Source organism: Glutamicibacter sp. NPDC087344, assembly GCF_044744225.1.
Classification (GTDB): domain Bacteria; phylum Actinomycetota; class Actinomycetes; order Actinomycetales; family Micrococcaceae; genus Glutamicibacter.
Map to the genome: position 1 here is coordinate 43,866 of NZ_JBIUXY010000002.1, position 24,381 is coordinate 68,246.

General features: G+C 66.1%; 19 protein-coding genes. 15 read left to right on the forward strand and 4 right to left on the reverse strand.

The features are described from left to right. Positions 1–384 precede the first annotated feature (384 nt). Positions 385–933, reverse strand: a complete 549-nt coding sequence (locus ACIOWL_RS03230; RefSeq protein WP_400381638.1) for an HNH endonuclease — start codon at positions 931–933, stop codon at positions 385–387. Positions 934–1,648: 715 nt separating this feature from the next. Between ACIOWL_RS03230 and ACIOWL_RS03235 the strand changes: the two genes are divergently transcribed. The 15 genes from ACIOWL_RS03235 to ACIOWL_RS03305 all read left to right on the forward strand — a co-directional run bounded on the left by ACIOWL_RS03235 (position 1,649) and on the right by ACIOWL_RS03305 (position 21,015). After that, entirely contained in the window at positions 1,649–4,762 is a 3,114-nt protein-coding gene (locus ACIOWL_RS03235; protein WP_400381641.1) for a DEAD/DEAH box helicase, read from the forward strand. Next, positions 4,755–5,573 (forward strand): SWIM zinc finger family protein, encoded by an 819-nt coding sequence (locus tag ACIOWL_RS03240; RefSeq protein WP_400381643.1) that lies wholly within the window; start codon positions 4,755–4,757, stop codon positions 5,571–5,573. The genes ACIOWL_RS03235 and ACIOWL_RS03240 overlap by 8 nt, the downstream gene beginning before the upstream one ends. 147 nt (positions 5,574–5,720) lie before the next feature. After that, positions 5,721–6,722 carry an ABC transporter substrate-binding protein gene (locus ACIOWL_RS03245; protein ID WP_400381646.1) on the forward strand — a complete coding sequence of 334 codons (1,002 nt, stop codon included), beginning with the start codon at positions 5,721–5,723 and terminating at the stop codon, positions 6,720–6,722. 4 nt (positions 6,723–6,726) lie between these two features. Next, the gene (locus tag ACIOWL_RS03250; protein ID WP_400381648.1) at positions 6,727–7,581 is read left to right on the forward strand and encodes a siderophore-interacting protein; all 855 of its coding nucleotides are present in this window, start codon (positions 6,727–6,729) and stop codon (positions 7,579–7,581) included. A gap of 1 nt (position 7,582) precedes the next feature. Next, positions 7,583–8,620: a FecCD family ABC transporter permease gene (locus ACIOWL_RS03255; protein WP_400381651.1), complete on the forward strand. Its 1,038-nt coding sequence runs from the start codon at positions 7,583–7,585 to the stop codon at positions 8,618–8,620. Then, the gene (locus tag ACIOWL_RS03260; RefSeq protein WP_400381654.1) at positions 8,607–9,644 is read left to right on the forward strand and encodes a FecCD family ABC transporter permease; all 1,038 of its coding nucleotides are present in this window, start codon (positions 8,607–8,609) and stop codon (positions 9,642–9,644) included. Before ACIOWL_RS03255 ends, ACIOWL_RS03260 begins: the two co-directional genes overlap by 14 nt. A 402-nt stretch (positions 9,645–10,046) precedes the next feature. After that, positions 10,047–11,078, forward strand: coding sequence for a substrate-binding domain-containing protein (locus ACIOWL_RS03265; protein WP_400381656.1), 1,032 nt, complete (start codon positions 10,047–10,049; stop codon positions 11,076–11,078). Next, the gene (locus ACIOWL_RS03270) at positions 11,068–12,570 is read left to right on the forward strand and encodes a sugar ABC transporter ATP-binding protein (protein ID WP_400381659.1); all 1,503 of its coding nucleotides are present in this window, start codon (positions 11,068–11,070) and stop codon (positions 12,568–12,570) included. The genes ACIOWL_RS03265 and ACIOWL_RS03270 overlap by 11 nt, the downstream gene beginning before the upstream one ends. Continuing rightward, a complete protein-coding gene (locus ACIOWL_RS03275; RefSeq protein ID WP_400381661.1) occupies positions 12,567–13,568 on the forward strand; it encodes an ABC transporter permease in 1,002 nt (333 codons plus the stop codon). Before ACIOWL_RS03270 ends, ACIOWL_RS03275 begins: the two co-directional genes overlap by 4 nt. After that, positions 13,565–14,551: an ABC transporter permease gene (locus ACIOWL_RS03280; protein ID WP_400381663.1), complete on the forward strand. Its 987-nt coding sequence runs from the start codon at positions 13,565–13,567 to the stop codon at positions 14,549–14,551. Before ACIOWL_RS03275 ends, ACIOWL_RS03280 begins: the two co-directional genes overlap by 4 nt. Further along, positions 14,548–15,972, forward strand: coding sequence for an LLM class flavin-dependent oxidoreductase (locus tag ACIOWL_RS03285; RefSeq protein ID WP_400381665.1), 1,425 nt, complete (start codon positions 14,548–14,550; stop codon positions 15,970–15,972). Before ACIOWL_RS03280 ends, ACIOWL_RS03285 begins: the two co-directional genes overlap by 4 nt. A 253-nt stretch (positions 15,973–16,225) precedes the next feature. Then, positions 16,226–17,452: an acyl-CoA dehydrogenase family protein gene (locus ACIOWL_RS03290; protein ID WP_400381668.1), complete on the forward strand. Its 1,227-nt coding sequence runs from the start codon at positions 16,226–16,228 to the stop codon at positions 17,450–17,452. Positions 17,453–17,484: 32 nt separating this feature from the next. After that, on the forward strand, positions 17,485–18,711 hold the full coding sequence (locus tag ACIOWL_RS03295) for an acyl-CoA dehydrogenase family protein (RefSeq protein ID WP_400381671.1): 1,227 nt from the start codon (positions 17,485–17,487) through the stop codon (positions 18,709–18,711). A gap of 58 nt (positions 18,712–18,769) precedes the next feature. After that, positions 18,770–20,452 (forward strand): HNH endonuclease signature motif containing protein, encoded by a 1,683-nt coding sequence (locus ACIOWL_RS03300; protein ID WP_400381674.1) that lies wholly within the window; start codon positions 18,770–18,772, stop codon positions 20,450–20,452. 131 nt (positions 20,453–20,583) lie between these two features. Beyond that, positions 20,584–21,015 carry a DUF6069 family protein gene (locus tag ACIOWL_RS03305; RefSeq protein WP_400381677.1) on the forward strand — a complete coding sequence of 144 codons (432 nt, stop codon included), beginning with the start codon at positions 20,584–20,586 and terminating at the stop codon, positions 21,013–21,015. Between the two features lie 137 nt (positions 21,016–21,152). Here ACIOWL_RS03305 and ACIOWL_RS03310 read toward each other — a convergent pair whose 3' ends face one another. From ACIOWL_RS03310 to ACIOWL_RS03320, 3 genes are read right to left on the reverse strand one after another with little or no spacing between them, the layout of a single operon-like run. Then, positions 21,153–21,947, reverse strand: a complete 795-nt coding sequence (locus ACIOWL_RS03310; protein ID WP_400381680.1) for an HpcH/HpaI aldolase/citrate lyase family protein — start codon at positions 21,945–21,947, stop codon at positions 21,153–21,155. Continuing rightward, positions 21,944–22,438, reverse strand: a complete 495-nt coding sequence (locus ACIOWL_RS03315) for a MaoC family dehydratase (RefSeq protein WP_400381682.1) — start codon at positions 22,436–22,438, stop codon at positions 21,944–21,946. The genes ACIOWL_RS03310 and ACIOWL_RS03315 overlap by 4 nt, the downstream gene beginning before the upstream one ends. Beyond that, positions 22,431–24,380: an acetyl/propionyl/methylcrotonyl-CoA carboxylase subunit alpha gene (locus ACIOWL_RS03320; protein ID WP_400381684.1), complete on the reverse strand. Its 1,950-nt coding sequence runs from the start codon at positions 24,378–24,380 to the stop codon at positions 22,431–22,433. Before ACIOWL_RS03320 ends, ACIOWL_RS03315 begins: the two co-directional genes overlap by 8 nt. Position 24,381 lies beyond the last annotated feature (1 nt).

Below are 24,381 nucleotides of genomic sequence, written 5' to 3' on the forward strand. Positions count from 1 at the left end.
GATCTCATGTTTTATTCGCCGTAAGACTATCCACAGTCTGTGGGGCGATATCATCTTCTATTGCGTGGCCATCGAACGACGATCGTGACTTGTGTTCAGACTCATGCTCACAGGTGTTGCTGCACAACTGTTCGTCTCGCGGGCGTGCGTAACACTGAGACATTGCGCGCAGAGTGTCTGCTTAGGCCTGCCAAGTTCTACGCGAGGCACGACGTACGCGAGCAATAGGCGCTACGGAAGTTTTGTCATGTTCGAGTAGCGAAGCTGTGAGTTCGATGCCCAGTTCAAACAAGTCGCCAGGTTTCCTGTTGTCCTGCCGATACTTCACATGATCACGGTATGCGCCTCATTCACGAGTCCTAGTCGCAAAGAATCAGCATGACACTAATCGAGCCGTCGAACGGTTAGGTTGGCCCCCTTGGCACGATTGCATGGTCCGCAGAGCACTTGTAAGTTCTCCGCGTTGTTGCTGCCACCCCGGGAGACTGGAATGATGTGGTCGTATTGGAGTTCCGTGACAGAGCCACAATGGCAGCACTGCCCGTGATCGCGTTGCATCACCAGCAACTTGACATCATCAGGTATACCGCGACGTACTGATGGCTGGTGTTTGAGGTTCTGTAGCGCGACGGCGTTCTCGACTTTTCGTTGCCGCCGCAATCGTTCTGCTTCAAGAACGGCATAGATTTGACTGGCTTTGAGTTCGTCAGAGTCGGCGTAGAACTTGTTTTGGAAAAACCAATAGTTTTTTCCTTTAATCCGTGCCAGGACTTTCGGCTGGTCCATCTGACGCGCTATGAGGTAGTCATACTCAGACTGTTTGAATTTCCTGATAACGTAGTCTTTTTTCCCCACGGTGAACACGAGCTTCCCTGAGGTTCCCCAGAAGGCTTTATCAAAACGAATTCGTGCAGTAGGTACTCGACTGACCATTGATTTCCCCCGGGGTCTCTGGCGCTGACAATTGCAGTATATATTTCGAATCCGACCATTCTTGAATGCGGAGCGCCATACTCTTCTATGAGTACTGAGCGTAGAAAATCTCTCAAGCCACCGAAATGATGCCCTAGCAGTTTAGCTGGGTCGTGTCCTAGGGGGAACTGGCCGTGTCTATTTGGCCGCTGACAGCCATCCGGCTCTTGCTACCACGGAGGAATTCTAGTTAGGGAGCATCGCTGCGCCTAACCGGTAGCCCACGGCACCTCAGGATAGATTGATGGCAAGACCCTGCGGTGATTCAGTCGCCAACTCGTTTCAGTGTCCTGAGATGGCTTCGTTTTGGAGTTCTTGGTCTTGTTCGATTGGCTTCTTGGTCAGAGTGTCAGTGTGTCTTGGTCTACCGGAGAACTGTTGGTTGATTGGTGGTGCGGTGCTCGCGCAAAAATGGAGACACCGCGAGGAACAAGGATTCTCGTTGAACACATCGTATGAGCCCCGCTTCGAGCGGGGCATCTGCGTTTAAGCACGTTACTTGCCAGGCAAGGTCTTCATCATGGTCAGTTGAATACACCAACAGGGCTCTGCCTGCATAAACCTGTTGGTCGCTCCATCTTGTGGACGAGCGCTGGTTGCCGCCAAACCAGAACCCCTGCAATAAAATGGTGACTGGCCGGATACTCGGCCAGCCACCTCCCGAAAGGCCGCCACCTTGTTGGTTCTGCACGCATTCTGGTCGTTGACCGATGGACCCGGGCTATGGGCCGAGGACTCGGACCTACCGGTATTCAGCACCAGCACGGCAACCAAGAAGGCCCGGCCTCATCCATTCGCTGCCAAGCGCGAGATCTTGGAGCAGTTGTTTTCAGGTCCGGTAGCACAGGGCATCTTGAGGTTGCCGTCGGTGAAACGCGCCCCGGTGGACTCCGGTGAGCTGATCCGGCTTGAGCCGCGCAGGGCCGTATCCTATGAACCGGCCCTGCATTCCTGGAGTGTTCCGGTGCGCTGGATTTCCGTCGCGCAACTGGTCGCGTTGGCCGCACCCGAAGCCGAACCCGGAGAGGACGAGCTGCTGCGTTCGCTGTTATTCCCGGAGTACCAGGATGAGGCGCCGCAGCTGGATGTGAAGATTTCCGACTCCGTGCGGTACCTGCGGGAACTGGCCATTTTCGCCCAGGAGCTGGTGTTGCGCGCCCGCGTGCTTCCCCAGATTTCCTGGATTTCTGCGGCACCGGGGGTGAATATCCCGGAGGCGCGGTGGGCACCGGTGCTCCGGGGACCGGATAGCAGCGCCGCGGCGCAGCTGCTGGCCTCCATGCCGCCATCTTTCCGGGCCGAGCCCGGTTCGGAACACGCCGGCGACCTGTTCACCAGCGCCTTGGGTTACCTGACCGACGCCACAGTGCGCTCCCAGCTTCCCAACGACCTTGCGGTGTTGGGGAAATCTTCGGTCGCGCCGGATGCGGCGCAGGCTTGGGTGCAGGCTCTGGCGGCTCCCACGGCGCTGGTTGCAGCCGAGTCCCAAGCGGTTCAAACCTTGCAACGGCAACTTGCCGACTGGGAGGACTACACCACCGCAGACCGCTCGAAAGCCCATCTGGTGTTGCGCCTGGCCGAAATGTCCGAAGCCTCGGAACCGGCCACGCAGAACAATCCGGTAGACCTCGAGGCCGGATTCCGCCTTGACTTCATGCTGCGCTCGGCCGAGGACCACAGCCTGCTGGTTGGCGCCGAGCAGGTATGGGCGGATGATTCAGGTTTGTCGCGTTGGCTTGGCCGCCCGCGCGAGGTGCTGCTCTCAGCGCTGGGCAAGGCCGCCCGTATCTATCCCGCAATCCGTGCTGGCCTGCGCGCGGCCCGGCCGCTGGGGATCCGGCTGGATGCGAACCAGACGGTCGAATTCCTTTCCGCGGTGGCCCCGGAGCTGAGCGCCGCAGGTTTTGAGGTATTGCTGCCCAACTGGTTGCAGCGCCAGGCCAGCATGAAGCTGAAACTTGCCGGCTCCTCGGAATCCAGCGGCGGCAACGACGCCGTGACGCAGGCCCGTTTCGGCTTGGACCAGCTGTGCGACTTCGAATGGAAACTCGCCATCGGGGAGATGGAGCTTACCGCTGACGAGCTGCAGTCCCTGGCCAAGGCGAAGTCTTCGCTGGTGCGCCTGCGCGGGCAGTGGATCGCCTTGGACGCCGAGCAGCTGCGCGGTGGTTTGGATTTCCTCACCGGGCAGCGCGGCCAGCGCGGCACCGCCGGGGACCTGTTGCAACTGGCCGCCGGGCATGGCCAGGGGCTGCCGCTGGAACTGGAGTCCGTGGTTGCCGACGGCTGGCTCGGTTCCCTGCTCAACGGCAGCGCCGCCAGCCAGATCCGCCAGGTGGACCCGCCGCGGCGCTTCCAAGCCAACCTGCGCGGCTATCAGCGCCGTGGCTTGTCCTGGCTGAACTTCCTGGCAGACCTCGGCCTGGGCGCCTGTTTGGCCGATGACATGGGTCTGGGAAAAACCGTGCAGCTGCTCGCCTTTGAATCGGTGCGTCGTGAAATGCACGGGGAAAATTCGCCGACGCTTTTGGTCTGCCCCATGTCCTTGATTGGCAACTGGGAGGCCGAGGCCAAAAAGTTCGCCCCCTACCTGAGCCTGCATGTGCATCACGGGTCCACCCGCCACACCCATGACTGGGAGCAGGTTCTGGCAAGTCACGACCTGATCATCACCACTTACTCCACGTTGGCCCGGGACACCGAGCTGTTTGCTGCCCACACCTGGAACCGGATCGTTTTTGATGAGGCCCAGGCGGTCAAAAACCGCACCTCGCTGGTGCGGAAGGCGCTGAAATCCTTGCCTGCACGGCACCGCGTCGCGCTGACCGGCACCCCGGTGGAAAACCGGCTCGGCGAACTGTACTCGCTGATGGATATCCTCAACCCGGGATTGCTGGGCAGCCCGCAGGAATTCCGCACCCGCTATTCCATCCCCATCGAGAGGCACCAGCAGGCGCCGGCCGCCGAGCGGCTGCGCCGGATCACCGAGCCCTACCTGTTGCGCCGGGTGAAAACCGATCCCACGGTCATCAACGACCTGCCCGAGAAGATCGAGATCGACCAGTACTACACCCTCAGCCAGGAGCAGGCCACCTTGTATCAATCGGTGCTCACCGAGATGATGGACAAGATCGCCGCCGCGGAGGGGATCGAACGGCGGGGTCTGGTGCTTGCCGCCATGGCCAAGCTGAAACAGGTGTGCAACCATCCGGCGCAGCTGCTGCATGACGGCTCCGCCGTGGCCGGGCGCAGCGGCAAGGTGGCGCGCCTGGAAGAACTGCTGGAGCAGATTATCGCCGAGGGGGACAAGGTGTTGTGTTTCACCCAGTACACCGAATTCGCCCAGATGCTGCTGCCGCACCTGGCCACCCGTTTTGATGCGGACATTTTTTACCTGCACGGCGGAACCAGCCGCGCCAAACGCACCCAGATGGTGCAGCAGTTCCAGGAATCCTCGCGCCCGGCGATTTTCCTGCTGTCGTTGAAGGCCGGCGGGACCGGGCTGAACCTCACCGCGGCGAACCACGTGATGCACCTTGACCGCTGGTGGAACCCGGCGGTGGAAAACCAGGCGACGGACCGCGCCTTCCGCATCGGCCAGAAGCGCACCGTGCAGGTGCGCAAGTTCATCTGCCGCGGCACCCTGGAGGAACGGATTGATGAGATGATCCGGGATAAACAAGCCCTGGCCGACCTGGTGGTTGGCGACGGGGAAGGATGGCTGACCGAATTGTCCACCGACTCGCTGCGCGACCTGTTCGCCCTGTCCACGGAGGCCATCGATGCCTAGGAATTTTGGCGGGTTCTACCCTCCCTCCACCCCGCGTGCGGTAGCCAATGGGCTGAAGGCCCGCAGCCAGCGCGGCGCCATCGGCGCCACCTGGTGGTCCAAGCGGTTCATCACGATCCTCGACGGGTTTGGGATGGGGTCCCGGCTGCAACGCGGGCGCAGTTATGCACGCAAGGGGCAGGTGATCTCCTTGGCGATTTCCCCCGGGACGGTCCACGCCAAGGTCCAAGGTTCCGGCGCGCATCCCTACCGGGTGCGTATCGATCTGGCGGTCCTCTCCGAGGCCCAGTGGCAGCTGGTCCAGGATGCGCTGAACCAGGATGCCTGGTTTGTGGCAAGCCTGCTTGACGGGCAGATGCCGGAAGATATCGAGCAGGTGTTCTCCGCCTGCGGCCTTTCGCTCTTCCCGGCCGGACCACGCCAGCTGTCGATGTCCTGCTCCTGCCCGGATTCTGCGGTGCCCTGCAAACACCTGGCCGCGACCTTTTACCTGCTGGCCGAACGCTTCGACGAGGATCCTTTCGGCATCCTGGCTTGGCGGGGGAGGGGCCGCGAGAGGCTGCTGGGTTCCTTGGAAACCCCGCTGGCCGAACCGGAATCCGAGGATCGTTCCGATGCCGCTTTGGCGGGCCGGCCCCTGGAAGAGTCGCTGGAGGACTTCTATCGCAGTGTTCCGGCTCCTGCGCCGCGCCCCGAAGCGCTGGGCACCGCGCTGCTGCTCGACCAACTGCCGGAGACCGGCATCAAGGTTGGCGGCAAAAAACTGGAAACCGTGTTGCGCCCCCTGTATCAGGCGTTGCGCGAGGGCTGATGAAGCGCAGCTCGGCGTAATACATGCCAATGATTACGAACGAGACGCTTTACGTTTTTGGGTAAGGTTTGCCTATGGTAGCGTGAACCGGGGTGATTTGCTCACCACAGTTTTCGCTACATCCGACAAATCCGAAAGCACTCGCACATGAAAATCACTGCACGCGCCCGTTTTGCCGCCGCGGCATTGTCCCTGTCCCTGCTCGCCACAGGTTGCGCTTCCGGCACCAACGCCAGCAGCGAAACCGCCGCCGCCGCCGAGGCCTCGCAGAACGCCGACGGCACCATCACCGTTGACACCGCCTTCGGCCAGGTCAGCATCCCGGCCGACCCGCAGCGTGTGGTGGCCCTGGAAGGCGGCACCGTGCCAGCCGTTGAGGCCGGCCTGACCCCGCTGGCTACCGCCGGGGACGCATTCGACGATTCATTCGGCGACGTCAAGGACTACGACGCCGTTGCAGACCTGCCCTCAATCCTGACCCCGGACGGCTGGGATTACGAGCAGCTTGTCGAGCTGAAGCCGGATTTGCTGATCGGTTTCGTCCGCGGCGGCAACGACGCGTCGGAAGAACTCAGCTCCGAGAAGAAGGCCGAGTTCGAGAAGCTCGACGCCATCGCCCCGACCGTGCTGATCCGCACCAACGGCTCCGCCGGAACCCGCGACGCCTCGGTGACCATGGCCGAGGTCCTTGGCAACGGGGAGGAAGCCCTCGCGGAGAAGAAGGCCTATGAAGACAAGGTCGCGCAGGTCAAGGCCGACTACGCGGATCAGCTCTCGGGCAACACCTTCGCGGCAATCGACGCCTACGAGGACGTGACCGTCTACTCCAAGATTTCCTGGATCGGCAAGGTGCTTGACGACCTCGGCGCCCCGGCGGCAAGCGTGGTGAAGGACGAGGCCGCGGAAAACGGCGTGTTCCTCTCCTTCGAGCAGCTCTCCCAGCTCGATGACGCCACCGTGATCTTCTACCCGGAATACACCGACGGCGCCTCCGACGCCCTGGACACCCTGGAGGGCCAGGCAACCTGGAGCGCCCTGCCGGCGGTCAAGGACAAGCACGCCTTCGGCCTGACCCACTTCTTCCCGGACAACTACGGTGCAGCCCTGCGTGTTGTCGAACAGATCGAAGAAGCCCTGAAGGGCCTGTAATCCCATGATCATCACCACACACGATCCGGCTTCCGGCGAACTGATCGCCCCGGACGAAGAAAACAGCAAAAACGCCACCTACACCCACCCGCTGGTTCCCAGATTGGTCACCGTTGAATCGGTGACGCCCCTGGGCGCGAGCATGGTGCGGATCCGGGTGACCGGCCAGGACCTCACCTCGCTGCGCAGCGTCGCGGCGGAAGACCATGTGAAGGTGTTTTTCGACCGCGACGCCGACGGCAACCCGGTGCTTCCGCGGGTTGAAGGCGACCGGTGGATCGACGGCCGCTCGATGACCAGCCGCGACTACACCATCCGCGACGCCAACCCGGCCGAAGGCTGGATGGATCTTGACTTCGTGTTGCACGAACACGGTGTGGCCGGGCGTTGGGCGGGCACCGCGCAGCCCGGCGAACAGCTGGCCCTGCTTGGCCCGCGCGGCTCCTTCCGGGTCAAGGACGTGTTCGACTGGTATGTGCTGGCCGCGGATGAAACCGCGCTGCCGGCCCTGGCCCGCTGGGTCTCGGGCCTGCGCCCCGAGGTGAAGGTCTTCGCCTTCATCGAGGTCAACGGCGCGGCCGATGAAATCCCCGTCGACAGCCCGGCGCAACTGGAACTGAACTGGCTGCACCGCGGCACCGCGCCGGCCGGAAGCACCAACCTGCTGGAGCAAGCGGTGAAAAACCAGCAGCTGCCCGACGGCGAAGGGTTCATCTGGGTGGCCGGCGAGTCGATGTCCATCAAGCCGCTGCGCCGCTACCTGAAAAACGACCTGGGTCTTGACCGCGACAACTGGGACGTCGACGGGTACTGGCGCCGCGGCCAGGCAGACCACGACCACCACCACGACGAGGACTAGCATGACCGTCGCTGCGCGTGAGCCAGCGGTGAACCGGCGGGCCCGCAAGGGCCTGCCGGTTCTTGCCGTCTGCGTGCTCTTGGGGGCCATCGTGGCCAGCTTGTTTTACGGTTCGCAACCGCTGCCGGCCGCCGAGGTGCTGGCCTACCTGCGTGGCGAGAACATCGCAGAGGCCAACGCCGCGGTGATGGACCTGCGGGTGCCGCGCACCGTGCTGGGCCTGGTCTGCGGGATCGCGCTGGGGATCGCCGGGGCGCTGTGCCAGGCGCACACCCGCAACCCGCTGGCCGACCCGGGACTGTTGGGGGTCAGCGCCGGGGCCGCCACCGGGGTGGTCTTCGCGATCAGCGTTTTCCACTTCACCCTGCCCGCGCAATACACCGTGTTCGGCCTGCTGGGCGGGCTGCTGGCCGGTGCGGTGGTGCTGGGCCTGGCCTCGCGGATCCGGGTGGCCAACGCCGCCACCAGCCTGGTGCTGGCCGGCACCATCATCACCGGGGTGCTCAACGCGATCTCCAGCACCGTGGTGCTGCTGGACAAGGTCACCATGGACCGCTTCCGCTACTGGACCGTCGGATCCTTGTCCGGCCGGGACGCCTCGGTGCTCTGGGACGTGGCCCCCTGGCTGGCGCTCGGATTGATCCTGACCGTGCTGAACGCCCCCTCCCTGGATGCGCTGGCCTTGGGCGACGATGTGGCCGCCGGCCTTGGCCGCAACGTCATCCGCGACCGGCTGATCGGCCTGCTCGCCGTGGTGGTGCTCGCCTCCGCGGCCACCGCCTCCATGGGCGCCATCGCCTTCCTCGGCCTGGCCGCCCCGCACCTGGCCAAACGGATCGCCCCCGGCGGCCTGCCCGGGGTGGTAGTGCTCTCCGGGGTGCTGGGCGGGGCCATCATGCTGCTTGCCGACACCGTGGGACGCCTGGTGCTTGAAACCAGCGAGCTGAGTGTCGGCATCATGCTGGCGATCATCGGCGCACCCCTATTTATCCTGATCGCCCGCAGCTCGCGGATGAGGAGGGCCAATGACAGTCTCTGAGCTGACCCGCAGCGCGCCGCCGCGCATATCCTGGCGGGCGCCGCTGTGCTGGGTGCTGCTGGCCGCGGCCTGCCTGCTGCTGCTTCTCAACGCGCTGGGCCTGGGCGCCGATGTGCGCCAATGGTGGCTGGTTGCCACCGGGCAGGCTGATTCCGGGACCATGTTCCTGGTCCGCGAACTGCGCGGGCCGCGCGCCCTGGGCGCCGTGGTGGTGGGCGTCGGCTTCGGGATTGCCGGGGCCATCACCCAGTCGGTGCTGCGCAACGTGCTGGCCAGCCCGGACATCATCGGCGTCACCTCCGGCGCCAGCCTGGGCGCGGTCACCTCCATCGTGGGGACCAGCCTGTTCCCCGCCATTTTGCTGCTCGGCCCCTGGCGTTTGCCCTTATCCGCCATGCTCGGCGCGGTGCTGGCCGGGGCGCTGGTGATTTCCTTGTCCTACCGCGGCGGCATCAGTTCCTTCCGCCTGGTCCTGGTGGGCCTGGGTGTTAACGCCGGCCTGGGGGCAGGAGTGAGCTGGATGCTCTTGCGGGCGGAGCTGCCGGACCTGAACAGCGCCATGGTGTGGTTGACCGGCAGCCTCTCGCTGGCCACCTGGGACCTGCTGAAACCGGTGGCCCTGCTGGTGCTGCTCCTGGGTGCCATCCTGATCATCCTGGCCGCCCGCTGGCTGGATATCCTGGAACTCGGCGACGACGTGGCCGCCGCCCTGGGCCTGAACGTGAAAGCGGTCAGCCTGATCTTGCTGGGCACCTCGGTGGTGCTGGCCGGGGCCACCGTGGCGGTGGCCGGCCCGGTCGGATTTATCGCCTTCGTCGCACCCCAACTGGCCCAACGGATGTTCGGCACCACTCATCCCACCCCGGGGCGGGCGGCGCTGACCGGTGCGGTGCTGATGTTGCTGGCGGATCTGCTGGGGCAGAACGTTTTCCCGGTGCTGCTTCCCGTGGGCCTGGTCACCTCCATCGCCGGGGCGCCGTTCCTGGTCTGGATCTTGCTGCTGCTCTCCAAAAAACGCAGCTGACACGCCAACCTTGCCCGGCGGTCTGCCGGATCACCCGTCTGAGGATTCTTGGACGGGTGATTTTTGTATCCGGAACTTTTCGCCGCCTTCACGCACAACCTGTTAAAGGGCCGCAGTGCCCGCACAACCTGCATGTCGTTTTGCGACGCGCCCGCACGCCCCGCACGGTCACATTCACCGGTGCATTGCGTCATGAACGCCCGAATGTTTCGTCATCTTGCGGTGCGTTCCGCCAAGTGACGTACCGCTTCGAGGCTCGCGGCGGGCGTGCTTGAATCAAAAACGCACCATCTGGCGAGGCGAAGACAGCGTTATGCCGGGTATCACCAGGACCGATTCAGCCCCAGGCCGTGCAATTGATGCCGCCCTCGGGATTTTTCGGAACGTAGAGAGGGATCATTTATGCGCGCGGGGGCGACCACCAAAATTCTGGCCTTGGCTTTGAGCACGGCAACACTGCTCACCGGCTGCTCACTGAAAGAACCCCCACGCCAGGTCGCAGCGGTGGATCGCGGCGAACCGGTCGCCGTGCAGGAACTGAGCGACGTGCCCTCGCTGGAAGGCAAAACCATCGGCATCGCCGCCAAGGACATCCTGCACGACTACTCGCGGGTGGTTTACGAGCAGATCCAGCAACGGATCGAAGAGCTCGGTGGAAAGGCCATCGCCACGCAGGCCGAGGCGAAGGATGAAAAACACCTGGCAAACGTCGAAAACCTGATCACCCAGGCACCCGACGCGATTGTGGTGATCCTGGGCGACGCGCAAACCCTGACCCCGGCCCTGGCCAAGGTCGATGAGGCCGGCATCCCGCTGTTCACCATCGACTTCCAGTCCGAATACTCCACAAACAACGTCACGAGCGACAACTGGAACATCGGCACCACCTTGGCACGCACCATGGCGGAGGACATCGGCGGTGAAGGCAAAATCCTGGTTTTCAACGGTTTCCCCGGGGTGACCCCGTGCCGGATCCGTTACGAGAGCCTGAACCTGGTGCTCAAGGACTACCCGAACATCGAAAAAATCACCCCGGAGCTGCAGGACAAGTACGAGGGCACCATCGAGGATGCCAAAAACCAGATCCAGGACCAGCTGCGCCGGCTTCCCGAGGGTGAAGTGGACGCCATCTGGTCTTGCTGGGACATGCCGCTGATCGGCGCGGCCCAGGCAATCGACCCGCTGGATATCGAGGGCATCGGCCTGTACGGGGTCGACGCGGAGCCCGGCGCGCTGGATCTGATCCAGGACCCGGACAGCGCCTACCAGTTCACCGTGGCGCAACCGACCAAGTCGATTGCCGCCACCTCGGCCAGCAACATCGCACGGTATCTTGCCGGGCAAGCAGAACTGGTGCCGAGCACCAGCTACGCCGAGCCGATTTTTGTGACCAAGGAAAACGTCGAGCAGGTGCGCAGCGACAATGGAATCTAATACCCTGCTGCGCATGAGCGGCATCGGCAAGTCATTCGGCGAGGTCCCGGTGCTCAACGACGTGGATCTTGAGCTGCACCGCGGCGAGGTGCTCGGGCTGGTCGGGGAGAACGGCGCGGGCAAATCCACCCTGATCAAGATCCTCACCGGCCTGTACTCGCTGGATGCGGGGAGCATCCAGCTCGCCGGGCGCCAGGTGCAGATTCGACGGCCGGCCGACGCCGAGGCCCTGGGCATCCGCGTCATCCACCAGGACCGGCACCTTGCCGGACGCCTGACGGTTGGCGAACAGCTGTACCTGGGAACCGGCCGCAGCCTGTGGCGCTCGGCGGCCGCCACCGCGGCCAAGGCGCGGGCCGACATCTTGGAAGCCACCGGGCAACAGCTTGACCCCCGCGCCTTTGTCGACGAGCTCAGTGTCGCCCAACAGCAGCTGATCCAGATCGCCAGGGCGGTGCTGGCCGAGCCGAAGGTGCTGATCCTGGACGAACCCACCGCCCCGTTGGCCACCGACGAGGTCCACCAGCTGTTCGACACCGTGCGCCACCTGCGCGATCGCGGAGTCGGCATCATCTTCATCTCCCACTACCTGCAGGAGCTGCGCCAGATCACCGATCGAATTACGGTGCTGCGCAACGGGCGCAACGCGGGCGAGGCAAGTTTCAGCGCGGGGGACAGCATCTCGGATGTGGTGTCCTTGATGATCGGCAACGAGGTGAACGAGTTCACCCACCAGCGCGGCGCGCGCCGCCAGGGCGAGGCGGTGTTGAGCCTGAAAAACCTGGGGGTTCCCCAGCAGCTGTCGGCGATCAACCTCGACGTGCACCCCGGGGAAATCCTCGCGGTGACCGGGTTGCTGGGTTCCGGCATCGAGGTGCTGGCCCAGGCGATCACCGGCAAGCACACCGGAAGCGTGACACTGAATAACCAGCGGATCGAGTCGGCCGCGCAGTTTGTGGCGCACGGCGGCGGGTATGTGCCGGCCGACCGGAGGGGCGAGGGAATCTTCCTGCGCAACACCGTGAGCGAGAACATCGCCGCCGCCAGCCTGCGCAAACTCGGCGGCGCACTGGGATTCACCTCCAAACGGACCGAAGCGCGGGCGGCGCAGGCCCTGGTGGAGAAATTGGACATCCGCCCGGCGTCGCCGGATGCGGTGGCCTCCGGGCTCTCCGGCGGCAACCAGCAGAAAACCGTGCTGGCACGCTGGCTGGCGAAGGAATCCAACGTGCTGGTGCTTGACTCGCCAACCTCCGGGGTGGACATCGGCAGCCGGGCGCACATCTACACGCAGCTGCAGGAGCTGGTCGAACAAGGGACCGGAATCCTGCTGATCAGCGTCGACCTGGAAGAAGTGGCGGGGCTAGCGGACCGCGTGCTGGTGCTGTTCCGCGGCGAAGTGATCGCCGAACTTAACCACCCGAGCAGCGACACCATCCTCCAGCTGGCCTCCGCCGGAATCAACGACCCAACTACTGAGGTGAACGCATGAGTACCATCAGCCGTCCCGAGACCAGTGAAGCCACCGGTCCGGGCCTGAGGCTCCGCGGTTGGCTGGGATACGCGGTGCTGCTCGCGGTGCTGCTCGCGGTGCTGCTGATCTTCGCCCTGGGTTCCGAGCACTTTCTCACCGGCGCGAACCTGAGCACCATCTTGACCCAGGCCTCCGTGTTCGCGATCGCCGGGGTGGGCCTGGCGGTGGTGATCATCAACGGCGGCGACGACGTGCTCAACGGCGGGATCGACCTGTCCACCGGGGCGGTGGCCGGCTTATCCGGTACCGTCACCGCGCTGGCGCTCTCCCACGGCACCCCTGCGGGGTTGAGCATCCTGTTGGGGGTGGGGCTGGCCGCGCTGATCGGCCTGATCAACGGCGCCGCGGTGAGTGCGGGGCTGCGCCCGCTGCTGGCGACGCTGGCGACCATGGGTGTGGCCGCCTCCCTGGAACTGGTATTCAGCCAGAACCTGAAAATCGGGATCGACAACCAGTTTTTCACCACCCTGCGGACCGGAAGCTTGGCGGGCCTGCCGGTGAGTGTCTGGCTGATGCTGCTGATCGGCGCGCTGGGCTGGTGGGTTTTCGCCAAAACCAGCTGGGGTGTGAACTCCTACGCGGTGGGGCAAAACGCCACCGCCGCCAAGGTGGCGGGGCTGCGAGTCTCCGGCTACCGTTTCACCAGCTATCTGGCCAGTTCGATCCTCGCCGGGGTGGCCGGGGTGCTGCTGGCCTCCCGGCTGTCGGCCGCGGTGCCGGGCATCGGCACGCAGATCCTGCTCGATATTGTGCTGGTTGCCTACATGTCGATGATCTTCTCCAGCCGCCAGCTGGTCAGTGTGCCGGGCACCGTGCTGGCCGCGGTTTTTGTGGCCGCGCTGGATAACGGGCTGACCCTGCTGGGGGTGGCCAGCCAATGGGTTGGCGCCGCCAAGGGTGTGCTGATCCTGGCGGTACTGGCAAGTATTACCCTGCGCGGAAGGAATAACCGATGACCACTTTGCAGCTTGCACGGACGGTGCGTTTGCCCCAGCTGTCCCGCGCCATCGCGCCGGTGGCCCTGGGCCTGATCCTGCTGGTGTTTTCGGTGCTCAGCCCCGCCTTCCTCAGTGCCGGCAACCTGCTGGGGGTGCTCGGGCAGGTGTCCCTGCTGGCCCTGGTGGCCGTGGGCCTGAGTATTGTGGTGCGCGCCGGAGGGATCGATTTGTCCATCGGGGTGGCCCTGGATCTGGGGGCGCTTGCCAGCGCCTGGCTGATCCTGGACGGCTACCGCGCCTGGGTGGCGGTGCTCGGCGGGCTGCTGTGCGCGCTGGCGGTGGGACTGGTGAACGCCGGGCTGATCATCGGCCTGCGCATCCCGCCGTTCCTGGCGACCCTGAGCGTCTGGTTCGTGGGGACCAGCGTGCAGCAGCTGCTCACCGGCGGCGGGGCGCCGATCTACCTGTCCGCGCCGCTGGTGCCCGATGGTTTCGCGGTGATCGGCCGGGGCTACTTTCTAGGCATCGACGCGGCGATCATCAACGCGGCGGTGATCGCGGTGGTGGTGGCGGTGGTGCTGGGATACACCCGCTACGGGCGGGCGCTGACCCACACCGGCGAGCAGCCGCGCGCGGCCGCGCTCAGCGGGCTGCGCATCACCCCGCTGCTGGCCAGCGCCTACGTGTTCTGCGCGCTGGTGGCCGGATTCGCCGGGGTGGTGCTTGCCGCGCGGTCCAACGGGTTTGTTCCCGGCAGCGGCCAGGCCTACCTGATGGACGCCATCGGGGCCGTGTTCATCGGCGCGACACTCAGCCGCTACGGCCGGGTGTCGGTCGCCGGCAGCCTGGTCGGGGTGCTGATTTTCGGTTTGCTGAACAACGGCATGAACCTGGTGGGGCTTTCATTCTTCTGGCAGGACCTGGGCCGCGGCCTGGTGCTGCTGATCATCCTGCTGCTCGCGGTGATCATCGACCGCAATAAATTTGGAGCCCGCTCATGAGCCGACGAATCCACCTCAACGCCTTCGACATGACCTGCGTGAGCCACCAGAGCCCCGGGTTGTGGCGGCACCCGGAGAACCGGGCGGATACCTACAACACCCTGGAGTACTGGATCGACCTGGCCAAAACCCTGGAAGCCGGGGGATTCGACGCCCTGTTCCTGGCCGATGTGCTGGGGATCTACGACGTGTACCGGGACTCGGCCTCCCCGGCGCTGCTGGACGCGGACCAGGTCCCGCTGAACGACCCGTTCATGCAGATCTCCGCCATGGCCGCGGCGACCAGCAACCTGGGGTTCGCGGTGACCTCCGCGCTGACCTATGAGCAGCCCTATGCGCTGGCCCGCAAATTCTCCTCGCTGGATCACCTCACCCGCGGGCGCATCGGCTGGAATGTGGTGACCAGCTACCTGGAATCGGCCGCCCGCAACCTCGGGCTGCAGCGGCAGCTGGATCACGACGACCGGTATGGGATCGCCGACGAGTTCATGGAGGTCGTCTACAAACTCTGGGAGGGCTCCTGGGAGGAGGACGCGGTGCTCAAGGACCGGGAGCGCGGAATCTACACCGACCCGAGCAAGGTGCACCCGATCAACCATGCCGGGAAGCACTTCAACGTGCCGGGCATCCACCTGTCCGAGCCCTCGATCCAGCGCACCCCGGCGATCTTCCAGGCCGGAGCTTCCTCCCGCGGCCGGCGTTTCGGCGCGCAGCACGCGGAGGGGATCTTCCTGAATTCCATCAACACCGCGGTCACCCGCCGGCAGACCGATCAAATCCGCGACGAACTTGAACTGGTGGGCCGGCCGCGGGACGCGGCCAAGATCTACGCGCTGATCACCACCGTGGTGGCGGATTCCGACGCGGCCGCGGAAAAACTGTTCAGGCAGTACCAGTCGTACAGCTCCCGCGAGGGGGCGCTGGCCTTTTACGGCGGCTGGTCCGGGCTGGATCTGAGCCGCTACGCGCCGGATGAGGAACTGCGCTACGTTCAGACCAACGCCGCCCAATCCGCGGTGTCCATCTTCACCACCGCCAACCCGGCCCAGCGCTGGAGCCCGGATACGATCGCGGACTACCTGGGGGTCGGCGGGATCGGCCCGGTGCTGGTGGGATCGCCGCAAACCGTCGCCGATGAGATCGAACGCTGGGTGGATGACTCCGGGCTGGACGGGATCAACCTGGCCTACGCCATCACCCCGGGCTCCTTTGAGCAGTTCACGGCGCTGGTGGTGCCAGAACTGCGCAAACGCGGGCGCACCTGGGCCGGATACGAGGGAAACACGCTGCGCGAATACGTCTCCGGGCGCACCCGGGTGGCCGATACCCACCCGGCGGCCGCCTACCGGGGCGCTTATGCCGGGGCGCCGTCCGCCGCGGACGCCAAAAACAGCCCGGAAGCGGTCATCCCCGGCCGCTGAGGCCGGAAATCATGCCCCGTGGCGCCTCCTTGGCGCCGCGATGCCGTCATGAACCGCGCGCGACGCGTTGCAATCCGTCATATAAGGGGTCGCAACCCGTCACGAACGCGTGAATGTTTCGTCATCTTGCGGTGCGTTCCGCCAAGTGACGGGCCTCTTCGACGCTCGCGGCGGGCGTGCTTGAATCGAATCACACCATCTAGAGCGGCTTGAGCGACCTGGGCGCCGCCGCGACCCTCAAGGAGACACTTTCATGAGCCTGACCAGAACCGCATTGCCCCGGGTTCCGTACACCGGGACCGCGGATGAGGCAGAACTGGCGCACTGGAGCTCAATTGCCCGCTCCGTGGCGCAGAGCTTGGCCGCCGACGCGTTGGAGCGCGACCGCGCCAACGCCCAGCCCTTCGCCGAGGTGCAGCTGCTGCGCGAGGCAGGGCTGCTGGACCTGCTGGTCCCGGCCGAATTCGGCGGAGCCGGCGGGCACTTCCAGACCGCGTTCGAGGTGGTGCGCATCCTGGCCGCCGCCGACGGATCGATCTCCCAGCTGCTGGCCTACCACTACATCAACCAGTCCGGCATCGCCTTCTACGCCTCGCCCGAGGAACAGGCCGCCTGGTGGCGGCGCACGGTGGCGGGCGGCTGGTTGTGGGGCGACTCGGTCAACCCGGTGGATCCTTCGCTGACGCTGACCCCGGAAGGGGAGGGCTACCGGCTGAACGGGTCCAAGCGCTTCTCCACCGGCTCCGGCGTGGGCGAGGTCATCGTGGTCAACGCCGAGGTGTCCAGCGGCGAGCGGGCCGGGGAACTGCTGGCCTTCGTCATCCCGCGTGATCGCGAAGGCCTGGAAATCGTCGACGACTGGGACTACCTGGGACAGCGGCTGAGCGCCTCGAACTCGCTGAACTACCACAACGTGCTGGTGGGCCCGGCGGACATCCTGGGCCCGGTCACCGACGAGCCGGTCTCCACGCTGCTCACCCCGGGCATCCAGCTGGCCTTCGCCAACTTCTACCTGGGGATTGCGCAAGGGGCGCTGGCCGCGGCCAAACGCATCATCCTGGGCCGGAAGAACTCCTGGTTCCTGGCGCAGGCCGAAACCTACTCCCAGGACGTCGTCTTCCAGCGCACCGTGGGCGAGCTGAAGGCCCGCACCGCCGCCGTCGCGGCGCTGAGCGAAAAGCTGGGCCGCAGCTTCGATGCGCTGCTCTCCCTGGCCGGGGACGTCAGCCAGCCGCAGCGCGCGGACCTCGCGGTGCAGATCGCGGAACTGAAGGTCGTCGCCTCGGACACCGCCGTGGACGTGGCCAACCGGGTCTTCGAGGTCACCGGGTCCTCGTCGACCAAAAACGACGTGGGGCTGGACCTGTACTGGCGCAATGTGCGCACGCACTCGCTGCACGACTCCGTGGACTACAAGAAGATCGAGGTCGGCGCGTACTTCCTGCGCGGCGAATCGCAGCCGCTGTCGCTGTACACCTAAGCCGGCACACCACTATTCCGATCGGAGACCTGATGACTGCACTTGCCGTACCGCGCCTGGCCGGGCTGCGCGAACGCTTCGCCCCGCACTTTGCGCAGATCGCCGCCGGCGCCGCGCAGCGCGACCGCACCGGCGACCTGCCCCATGCGCAGATCGCACAGCTGGCCGCGGCCGGCTTCGGCGCGATCCGCGTTCCCGAGGCCCAGGGCGGGGCCGGGGCCACGCTGCCGGAGCTGTTCGAGCTGTTCGTGGACCTGGCGGCCGCGGATTCAAACATCGCCCAGGCGCTGCGCGCGCACTTCGCGTTCGTGGAGGACCGCTTGGTGGCGGCCCCGGGGCCGGAGCGCGACCGCTGGCTGGAGCGCTTCGTGAATGGCGAGCTGGTGGGCAATTCCTGGACCGAGGTCGGGGCGGTCACCCTGGGCGAGGTGCTCACCAAGGTGAGCCCGGATGGCAACGGCGGCTTTCGGATCAACGGCACCAAGTACTACTCCACCGGGTCCATCTTCGCCGATTGGCTGGATACCTACGCCGAGCGCACCGACACCGGCCGGCGTGTGATCGCCGCGGTCAGCCGGCACCAGGAAGGGGTCGTGCTGGAGGACGACTGGGACGGCTTCGGCCAGCGCACCACCGGCACCGGCACCTCGACGTTCACCGACGCGGTGGTGCGGCCCGAAGACCTGATCGACTTCGAGACCCGCTTCAAGTACCAGACGGCCTTCTACCAGCAGGTGCTGCTGGCGGTGCTGGCCGGCTCGGCCAAGGCCGCGCAGCGCGACTTCGCCGGTGAACTGAAGAACCGCAAGCGCACCTTCAGCCATGGGGCCGCGAACATTGCGGGCGAGGATCCGCAGCTGCTGCAGGTCATCGGCGAGGTGTCCGCGGCGGCCTTCGCCGCGGCCGCTACAGTTGAACGCGTCTCTCACGCACTGCAGGCCGCCTATGAATCGGCGCTGGCGCTGCAGGCCGGGCAGATCACGGTGGACGACGACGAAGCGGCGAACGACGCGGCCGAGCTGGCCTCGGCCCAGGCCCAGGTGGTGCTCACCCCGCTGGTCTTGAACGCCCTGACCCATGCCTTCGACGCGCTCGCCGCCTCCGCGACCAGTGTCTCGAAAAATCTCGACCGCCACTGGCGCAATGCCCGCACCGCCGGCAACCACAACCCGTGGGTGTTCAAGGCGCGGTTGATCGGGGATCTTGCGGTCAACGAGGCTCCGCTGCCGCGCATCTGGGCGATCGGCGCTTCCAAGTAATCCACAATCCGCCACCGCCGCGGCTCCCGCCCCCGGGAGCCGGGAGCACACTGGGGACATGGACACCCCCAGCAGCCAAGCCCTGCGGAAACTGGCGCAGGCCCGCAGCCTTTGCGCGCAGGCCTGGGCGGCGGTGGCCGGCGAGGAAATCCCCGCCGGCCACGCCGCCTACTTTGCGCTGCTGGTTGAACAGCTCGGGCAGGAGTTCGCCCGCACCCAACTTTTCGCGGCCGATCAGCTGCGCCGCAGCGGCGCCCACCAGCTGGACGCCGACTCCTTCCAGGCCATCGCCGACGCGGACGTGATTCCCAGCGACGCGGACCTTGAGCGCACCGCCGGGCGCACCACCTCCGGCCGCACCCCGTACAAAAACACCGTCGGCCTGCTGCACAACTGGCTCAAGGTCCCGCTGAGCTCCGCCCGGGACCGCCTGGCGCTCACCGATTGCCTGATCGCCCAGGTCACCACCGCCGGGCACCGCACCGCCCCGCAGCTGCCCCGGCTCGCCGCGGAATTCACCGCACCGCACACCGACCCGCGGCTGGTGCTCTCCGCCTCGCGGCTGATCCACGGAGCCGCCAAGGACCTGGGCACCGGAACCGCCGGGGACCGGGCCCGCGCCGAGATCGAGACCCAGGCCGTCACGCTGCTGCGCGAGCAACCCGAAACAGTCCGCAAACACGTCGCTGACCTGATCCATCAGCTCAAGTCGCGCAAACGTCCGCTGGGCGCGCTGCTGGGCGAGATCGGCCTGTTTAAGCTCGGCCGGCGCAAGGGGCTGGAGAACTATCTGATCCGGATGCTGCCCTCGCAGGGCGAGGTTTTCGACGCCCGCCTGCGCAAGGTCGACAACCCCAAAACCGAGGCCGGCAACCGGGACGAGCTTCACCAGCAGTTGGCTCAGGACCTTGCCGCCGAGGGCGGCGAACCCGATGAGTGGGACAACTCTGAAACCATGCCTGACTGGGCGCAGGGCCCAGCGGATTCCCAAGGGGGCACGGACGCCCCGGCCACCGCGGATTCATCGGGCGAATCGGGTCCCGGCGATCGGGAAACGGGTGAGCCGGCGGACACCGCCTCGCCGCTGCTTCCCTTCGAGGCGATGCGCCCCGAGCTGCGGCGCCTGATGGGCTTGCTGGCAACCCTGAAATCCACCGGAAAAACCCGGTCCGCCTCCGCGGAGATCGGCATCATCATGGACTACGACAAGATGATCGCCGCCGGCGAGGATTTTGCGTTCACCATCACCGGCATACCCGTTTCGCCCGGCGAGGCGCGTGCCTTGCTCTGCAATGCCGGGTTGTATCCGGTGGTGCTCAATGGCAAAAGCCAGATCCTGGATTTGGGCCGCACCCAGCGGCTGTTCTCCAAGGCGCAAGCCCGGGCCATCCGCGCCGCCTACCGCGGCTGCGCCTATCCGGGGTGCAGCATGCCGGCGGAGCGCTGCGAGCTGGACCACCTGGATAAGTGGGAACACGGCGGGAGCACCGACATCGGATCCAGCAACCTGCACTGCGAGGTGCACCACATCGCCCGGCATTGCGGGTTGTTCCACGCGGTGAAGGTTCCCGGCAGCCGGCCCATGGTGCTGCTTCCCAAAAGCCTGGACCCGCAGCGACGGCTTCACATCAATACCTACTTCCTCACCCCTGACGAGACCAAACGCGCCCTGGCCTGGGCCGCCGAGGCAACCGCGCGCTGGAAATCCGGCGAGCTGGCGGTAGAGATCGCCGACCCTTAGCGTCCGGCGGCCCCGGAGTTCCGGGGGTGATCGGGGCCAGTGTCACGGAAGTCACGCGGCGCGGGGGTTTTGGGCGCCGTTGTTCGACTATAGAATCGTTGAGCACTGTCAACGACATTTTAGGGAAGACCATGGCCCCTCAGGGAACCCCCAATAGCCCATTCAACTTCATTCAGGTCATCATCGCCGCCCTGGGCGCCGGGTACCTGAACGTCATCATCTTCTTCATCGGAGGTTCTGCCGGAGCGTCGATGCAGATCGGTGCGAGCCCGGATGACGTGGTGCATTTTGCGCAGGTGCTGGGATACACCGCCGCCTCGCTGATCGTGCTGGGTTTTGTGGTGTTCCTGATCGGCCGCGCGAAGAAGGGCATCACCAAGGTCGCCCAGTGGATCGGCCTGATCATCGCGGTGCTTTCGATCGCGTTCCCGATCATGAACTCGGTCGACGTGGCCACCGCTATCACCCTGAGCGTCATCCACCTCATGACCGGTGTGGCCTGGTTCTTCGCCGTGCACTACGGCAACAAGCAGCTGCACACCCAGGCACTGGCAATCGCCTAGCACCCGGGCAATCGCCTAGCACCCGGGCAATCGCCTAGCACCCGGGCAATCGCCTAGCACCCGGGCAATCGCCTAGCACCCGGGCAATCGCCTAGCACCCAGGCCGGCACGGGATGCCGGCCTTTGTGCTGCCCGGATCAGCGCCCTTCCAGGGTGGCGCGAGCCTGGCGCAACAACGGTTCGTCAACCATCTGCCCCTCGAAGGTGAACACCCCGGGGTGTTCGGCGGCGGCGGCAAGCAGGCGCCGGGCCCGATCGCGCTGTTCATCAGATGGCGCGAACGCCTCGCGGATCACCTGCATCTGCTCCGGGTGGATGCCGGCCTTGGCGGTGAAACCGCTGGCCGCCGCATCCTGGGCCTCAATCCTCAGCCCGTGCAGGTCGTTGATGTCCAGGTACACCGAATCGATGCTGTCCTTGCCGTGCGCGGCCGCTTGCAACAGGATGTGCGCGCGGGCGAACCGCGACACGTCCCGGTAGCCGCCGTCCGGATGGCGCGAGGAGGTGCCGCCCAGCGACGCGGTCAGATCCTCCGCGCCCCACATGAGTGCGGAAACATTCTCCACGGCGGCGATCTGCGCGGCGGCGTTGATCCCTCGGGCACTCTCGCACAGGGCGAAAACCTCGAACGGGGCCAGCTTTTGCACCTGCTCCGCGGATTCGCATTTGGGCAGCATGATCCGGGTGTAGCCGGCCTGCTTCACGGCGCGCAGGTCCGCGGCGATGTAGTTGGTGTCGAACGGGTTGATCCGCACGATGGTGCGCGCCGGGTCCAGCGAACTATCCAGCACCGCCTGCCGGGCGGCCTGTTTGCGCGCGGGGGCCACGGCGTCCTCCAGGTCCAGGATCACGGTGTCGGCGCGATCGGCGGCCTTGGGATACCGATCGGGGCGGTCGGCCGGGCAGAACAGGATGGCGGGTCCGAGTTTCATAACTCCTCCTTGCTCGCCGCATGCGCGGCCTTGGTCCACATCAGGCAGGTGCGGGTGGCGGTCGCGACGATCACGCCGTGCTGGTTGCGCCCGGTGTGCCGCATCGTGACGATGCCCTGGCCGGGGCGGGATTTCGACGGGCGGACCTGGGTGATCAGCGTCTCGGTGTACAGGGTGTCCCCGGGGAACATGGGGTGCGGGAAGCTGACCGCGTCCAGACCCAGTTGGCCGACGATGGTGCCCTCGGTCAGCTGCGGCACCGACTGGCCGATCATGGTGCCCAGCGTGAATAGCGAGTTGACCAGCGGTTTGCCGAAGGGCTGGGTGGCGGCCCAGGCCGCGTCCAGGTGCAGGCCCTGGTTGTTCATGGTCAGCGTCGTGAACAGCACGTTGTCCGACTCGGTGATGGTGCGTCCGGGGCGGTGGACGTAGTGCGTTCCGACGCTCAGCTCATCCAGGTACAGCCCGCGTTGCACAATCCGCTTAGCCATTTTGGTCCTTTCGCGTATGCTCATCATCGGCGCTGGGCTCGATCGTGGCAAGTACCTGGGTGGCGGTGACCGCATCCCCCGGTCTCACCGCGGGCATTCGCAGGATCCCGGATGCCGGGGCGGTCAGCTGGTGCTCCATCTTCATCGCTTCCACCACCAGCAGCACCGCGCCGGCTGCCACGGCATCCCCGTCGGCGGCCCTGACCTCGATCACGGTGCCGGGCATCGGGGAGATCACGTGCGGGCCCAGCTGCTCGGCGGTGCGGCCGATCCGCAACCGCTCCCGCCGGGTCAGCCGGCGCACCTGGGTGCTGAAGCCCGCCGCGCCCAGCCAGAGGGTGTCCCCGTCGCGCGCCCAGTCCAGCCGGATCAGCCGCCCGTCGACCTGCAGCCCGGCCGGGGTGTCAACCAGCGTGTGGGCTTCGCCGTCCACCAGCGCGCGGCCCGCGGAAATCTCGACGTCGACCACCGCGTCATCCACCTGGAGCTGCAGCCGGCGGGCGGCGGGGGCACCGGCCCGCCAGCCGTCGCCCGCCCAGGGGCCGCAGTCCTGCGGATCGCTCAGCAGATGCGCGGCGAAGGCCAGCTGGGCGGCGGTGATCCGCCGCAGGTCGAAGCTGCGGCGTTCGATCAGCTCGGTGTCCAGCTGCCCGGCCACCACCGCGGGATCGGCCAGCAGCAGGCGCAGGTACTCGAGATTGGTTTTCACCCCCAGCACCACGGTGTCCGCCAGTGCCCGGTCCAGGGTGCGCAGCGCGGCCGCGCGGTGCGGTCCATGGGCGATGAGTTTGCCGAGCATCGGGTCGTAGTGCGCGCCGATCTGCTGCCCGACGCGCAGCGCCGCATCCACCCGCACGGTATCGGGCAGCCGCAGGGCCAGCACGGTGCCGGTGGAGGGCAGGAAGGTTGCCGGGTCCTCCGCGTAGAGCCGCGCCTCGATGGCGTGCCCTTGGAAAGCCACCTCATCCTGCCCGAAATCCAGCCGCTGCCCGGCGGCGATGCGCAGCTGCCAGGCGACCAGGTCGAGCTTCTGCCCGCGCACCCGCACCACCTGTTCGGTGACCGGGTGCTCAACCTGCAGGCGCGTGTTCATCTCCATGAAGTAGAACTCCTGCGGGTTCGCGGCGCTGAGCAGGAACTCCACGGTGCCGGCCCCCACGTACCCCACCGATTGCGCCGCCGCCACGGCCGCCGCGCCCAGCCGCTCGCGCAACGCCGGGTCCACCAGCGGGGAGGGAGCCTCCTCGATGACCTTCTGGTGCCGGCGCTGCAGCGAGCATTCGCGTTCGCCCAGGTGCAGCACCCTGCCGTGGGCATCGGCCAGGATCTGCACCTCGATGTGCCGGGGGTTTGGCACCAGGCGCTCCAAAAACAGGGTGTCGTCCCCGAACGCGCTGGCCGCGGTGCGCCGGGCGCTGGACAGTGCCGCGGGCAGCTGCTCGGGGGAGTGCACCGCGAGCATGCCCTTGCCGCCGCCTCCGGCCGAGGGCTTGATCAGCAGCGGGTAACCCAGCCTGGCCGCGGCGTCCAGCAAGGCCGCGTTGTCCATCCCGGGTTCGGCGATCCCCGGGGTGATCGGCACCCGGTGCGCGGCGACATGGTTTTTCGCGCGGATCTTGTCGCCCATCAGGTTGATGGCATCCACCGGCGGGCCGATGAAGGTGATGCCGGCATCTTGCAGGGCGCGGGCGAAATCCACGTTCTCCGACAGGAACCCGTACCCCGGGTGCACTGCCTGCGCGCCGGTGGCCTTGCAAGCGGCCAGGATCGCGGAAATATCCAGGTAGCCCGAATCCAGACACACGGCCACGTCGGCCTCCGCCAGATGAGCGGTGTCCGACCCGGCGTAGACGGCGACGGAGGTGATGCCCAGGGCGCGCAGGGTGCGGATGACCCGCACGGCGATCTCCCCGCGGTTGGCGACAAGTACGGTGGTAAACATG

What these genes read in the sequence shown, in the direction of transcription:
- ACIOWL_RS03230 (WP_400381638.1), bottom strand. Translation starts at nt 933, where the DNA reads ATGGTCAGTCGAGTACCTACTGCACGAATTCGTTTTGATAAAGCCTTC.
- ACIOWL_RS03290 (WP_400381668.1), top strand. Translation starts at nt 16,226, where the DNA reads ATGAGCCTGACCAGAACCGCATTGCCCCGGGTTCCGTACACCGGGACC.
- ACIOWL_RS03250 (WP_400381648.1), top strand. Translation starts at nt 6,727, where the DNA reads ATGATCATCACCACACACGATCCGGCTTCCGGCGAACTGATCGCCCCG.
- ACIOWL_RS03270 (WP_400381659.1), top strand. Translation starts at nt 11,068, where the DNA reads ATGGAATCTAATACCCTGCTGCGCATGAGCGGCATCGGCAAGTCATTC.
- ACIOWL_RS03280 (WP_400381663.1), top strand. Translation starts at nt 13,565, where the DNA reads ATGACCACTTTGCAGCTTGCACGGACGGTGCGTTTGCCCCAGCTGTCC.
- ACIOWL_RS03295 (WP_400381671.1), top strand. Translation starts at nt 17,485, where the DNA reads ATGACTGCACTTGCCGTACCGCGCCTGGCCGGGCTGCGCGAACGCTTC.
- ACIOWL_RS03315 (WP_400381682.1), bottom strand. Translation starts at nt 22,438, where the DNA reads ATGGCTAAGCGGATTGTGCAACGCGGGCTGTACCTGGATGAGCTGAGC.
- ACIOWL_RS03300 (WP_400381674.1), top strand. Translation starts at nt 18,770, where the DNA reads ATGGACACCCCCAGCAGCCAAGCCCTGCGGAAACTGGCGCAGGCCCGC.
- ACIOWL_RS03310 (WP_400381680.1), bottom strand. Translation starts at nt 21,947, where the DNA reads ATGAAACTCGGACCCGCCATCCTGTTCTGCCCGGCCGACCGCCCCGAT.
- ACIOWL_RS03265 (WP_400381656.1), top strand. Translation starts at nt 10,047, where the DNA reads ATGCGCGCGGGGGCGACCACCAAAATTCTGGCCTTGGCTTTGAGCACG.
- ACIOWL_RS03240 (WP_400381643.1), top strand. Translation starts at nt 4,755, where the DNA reads ATGCCTAGGAATTTTGGCGGGTTCTACCCTCCCTCCACCCCGCGTGCG.
- ACIOWL_RS03275 (WP_400381661.1), top strand. Translation starts at nt 12,567, where the DNA reads ATGAGTACCATCAGCCGTCCCGAGACCAGTGAAGCCACCGGTCCGGGC.
- ACIOWL_RS03260 (WP_400381654.1), top strand. Translation starts at nt 8,607, where the DNA reads ATGACAGTCTCTGAGCTGACCCGCAGCGCGCCGCCGCGCATATCCTGG.
- ACIOWL_RS03285 (WP_400381665.1), top strand. Translation starts at nt 14,548, where the DNA reads ATGAGCCGACGAATCCACCTCAACGCCTTCGACATGACCTGCGTGAGC.
- ACIOWL_RS03320 (WP_400381684.1), bottom strand. Translation starts at nt 24,380, where the DNA reads ATGTTTACCACCGTACTTGTCGCCAACCGCGGGGAGATCGCCGTGCGG.
- ACIOWL_RS03255 (WP_400381651.1), top strand. Translation starts at nt 7,583, where the DNA reads ATGACCGTCGCTGCGCGTGAGCCAGCGGTGAACCGGCGGGCCCGCAAG.
- ACIOWL_RS03245 (WP_400381646.1), top strand. Translation starts at nt 5,721, where the DNA reads ATGAAAATCACTGCACGCGCCCGTTTTGCCGCCGCGGCATTGTCCCTG.
- ACIOWL_RS03305 (WP_400381677.1), top strand. Translation starts at nt 20,584, where the DNA reads ATGGCCCCTCAGGGAACCCCCAATAGCCCATTCAACTTCATTCAGGTC.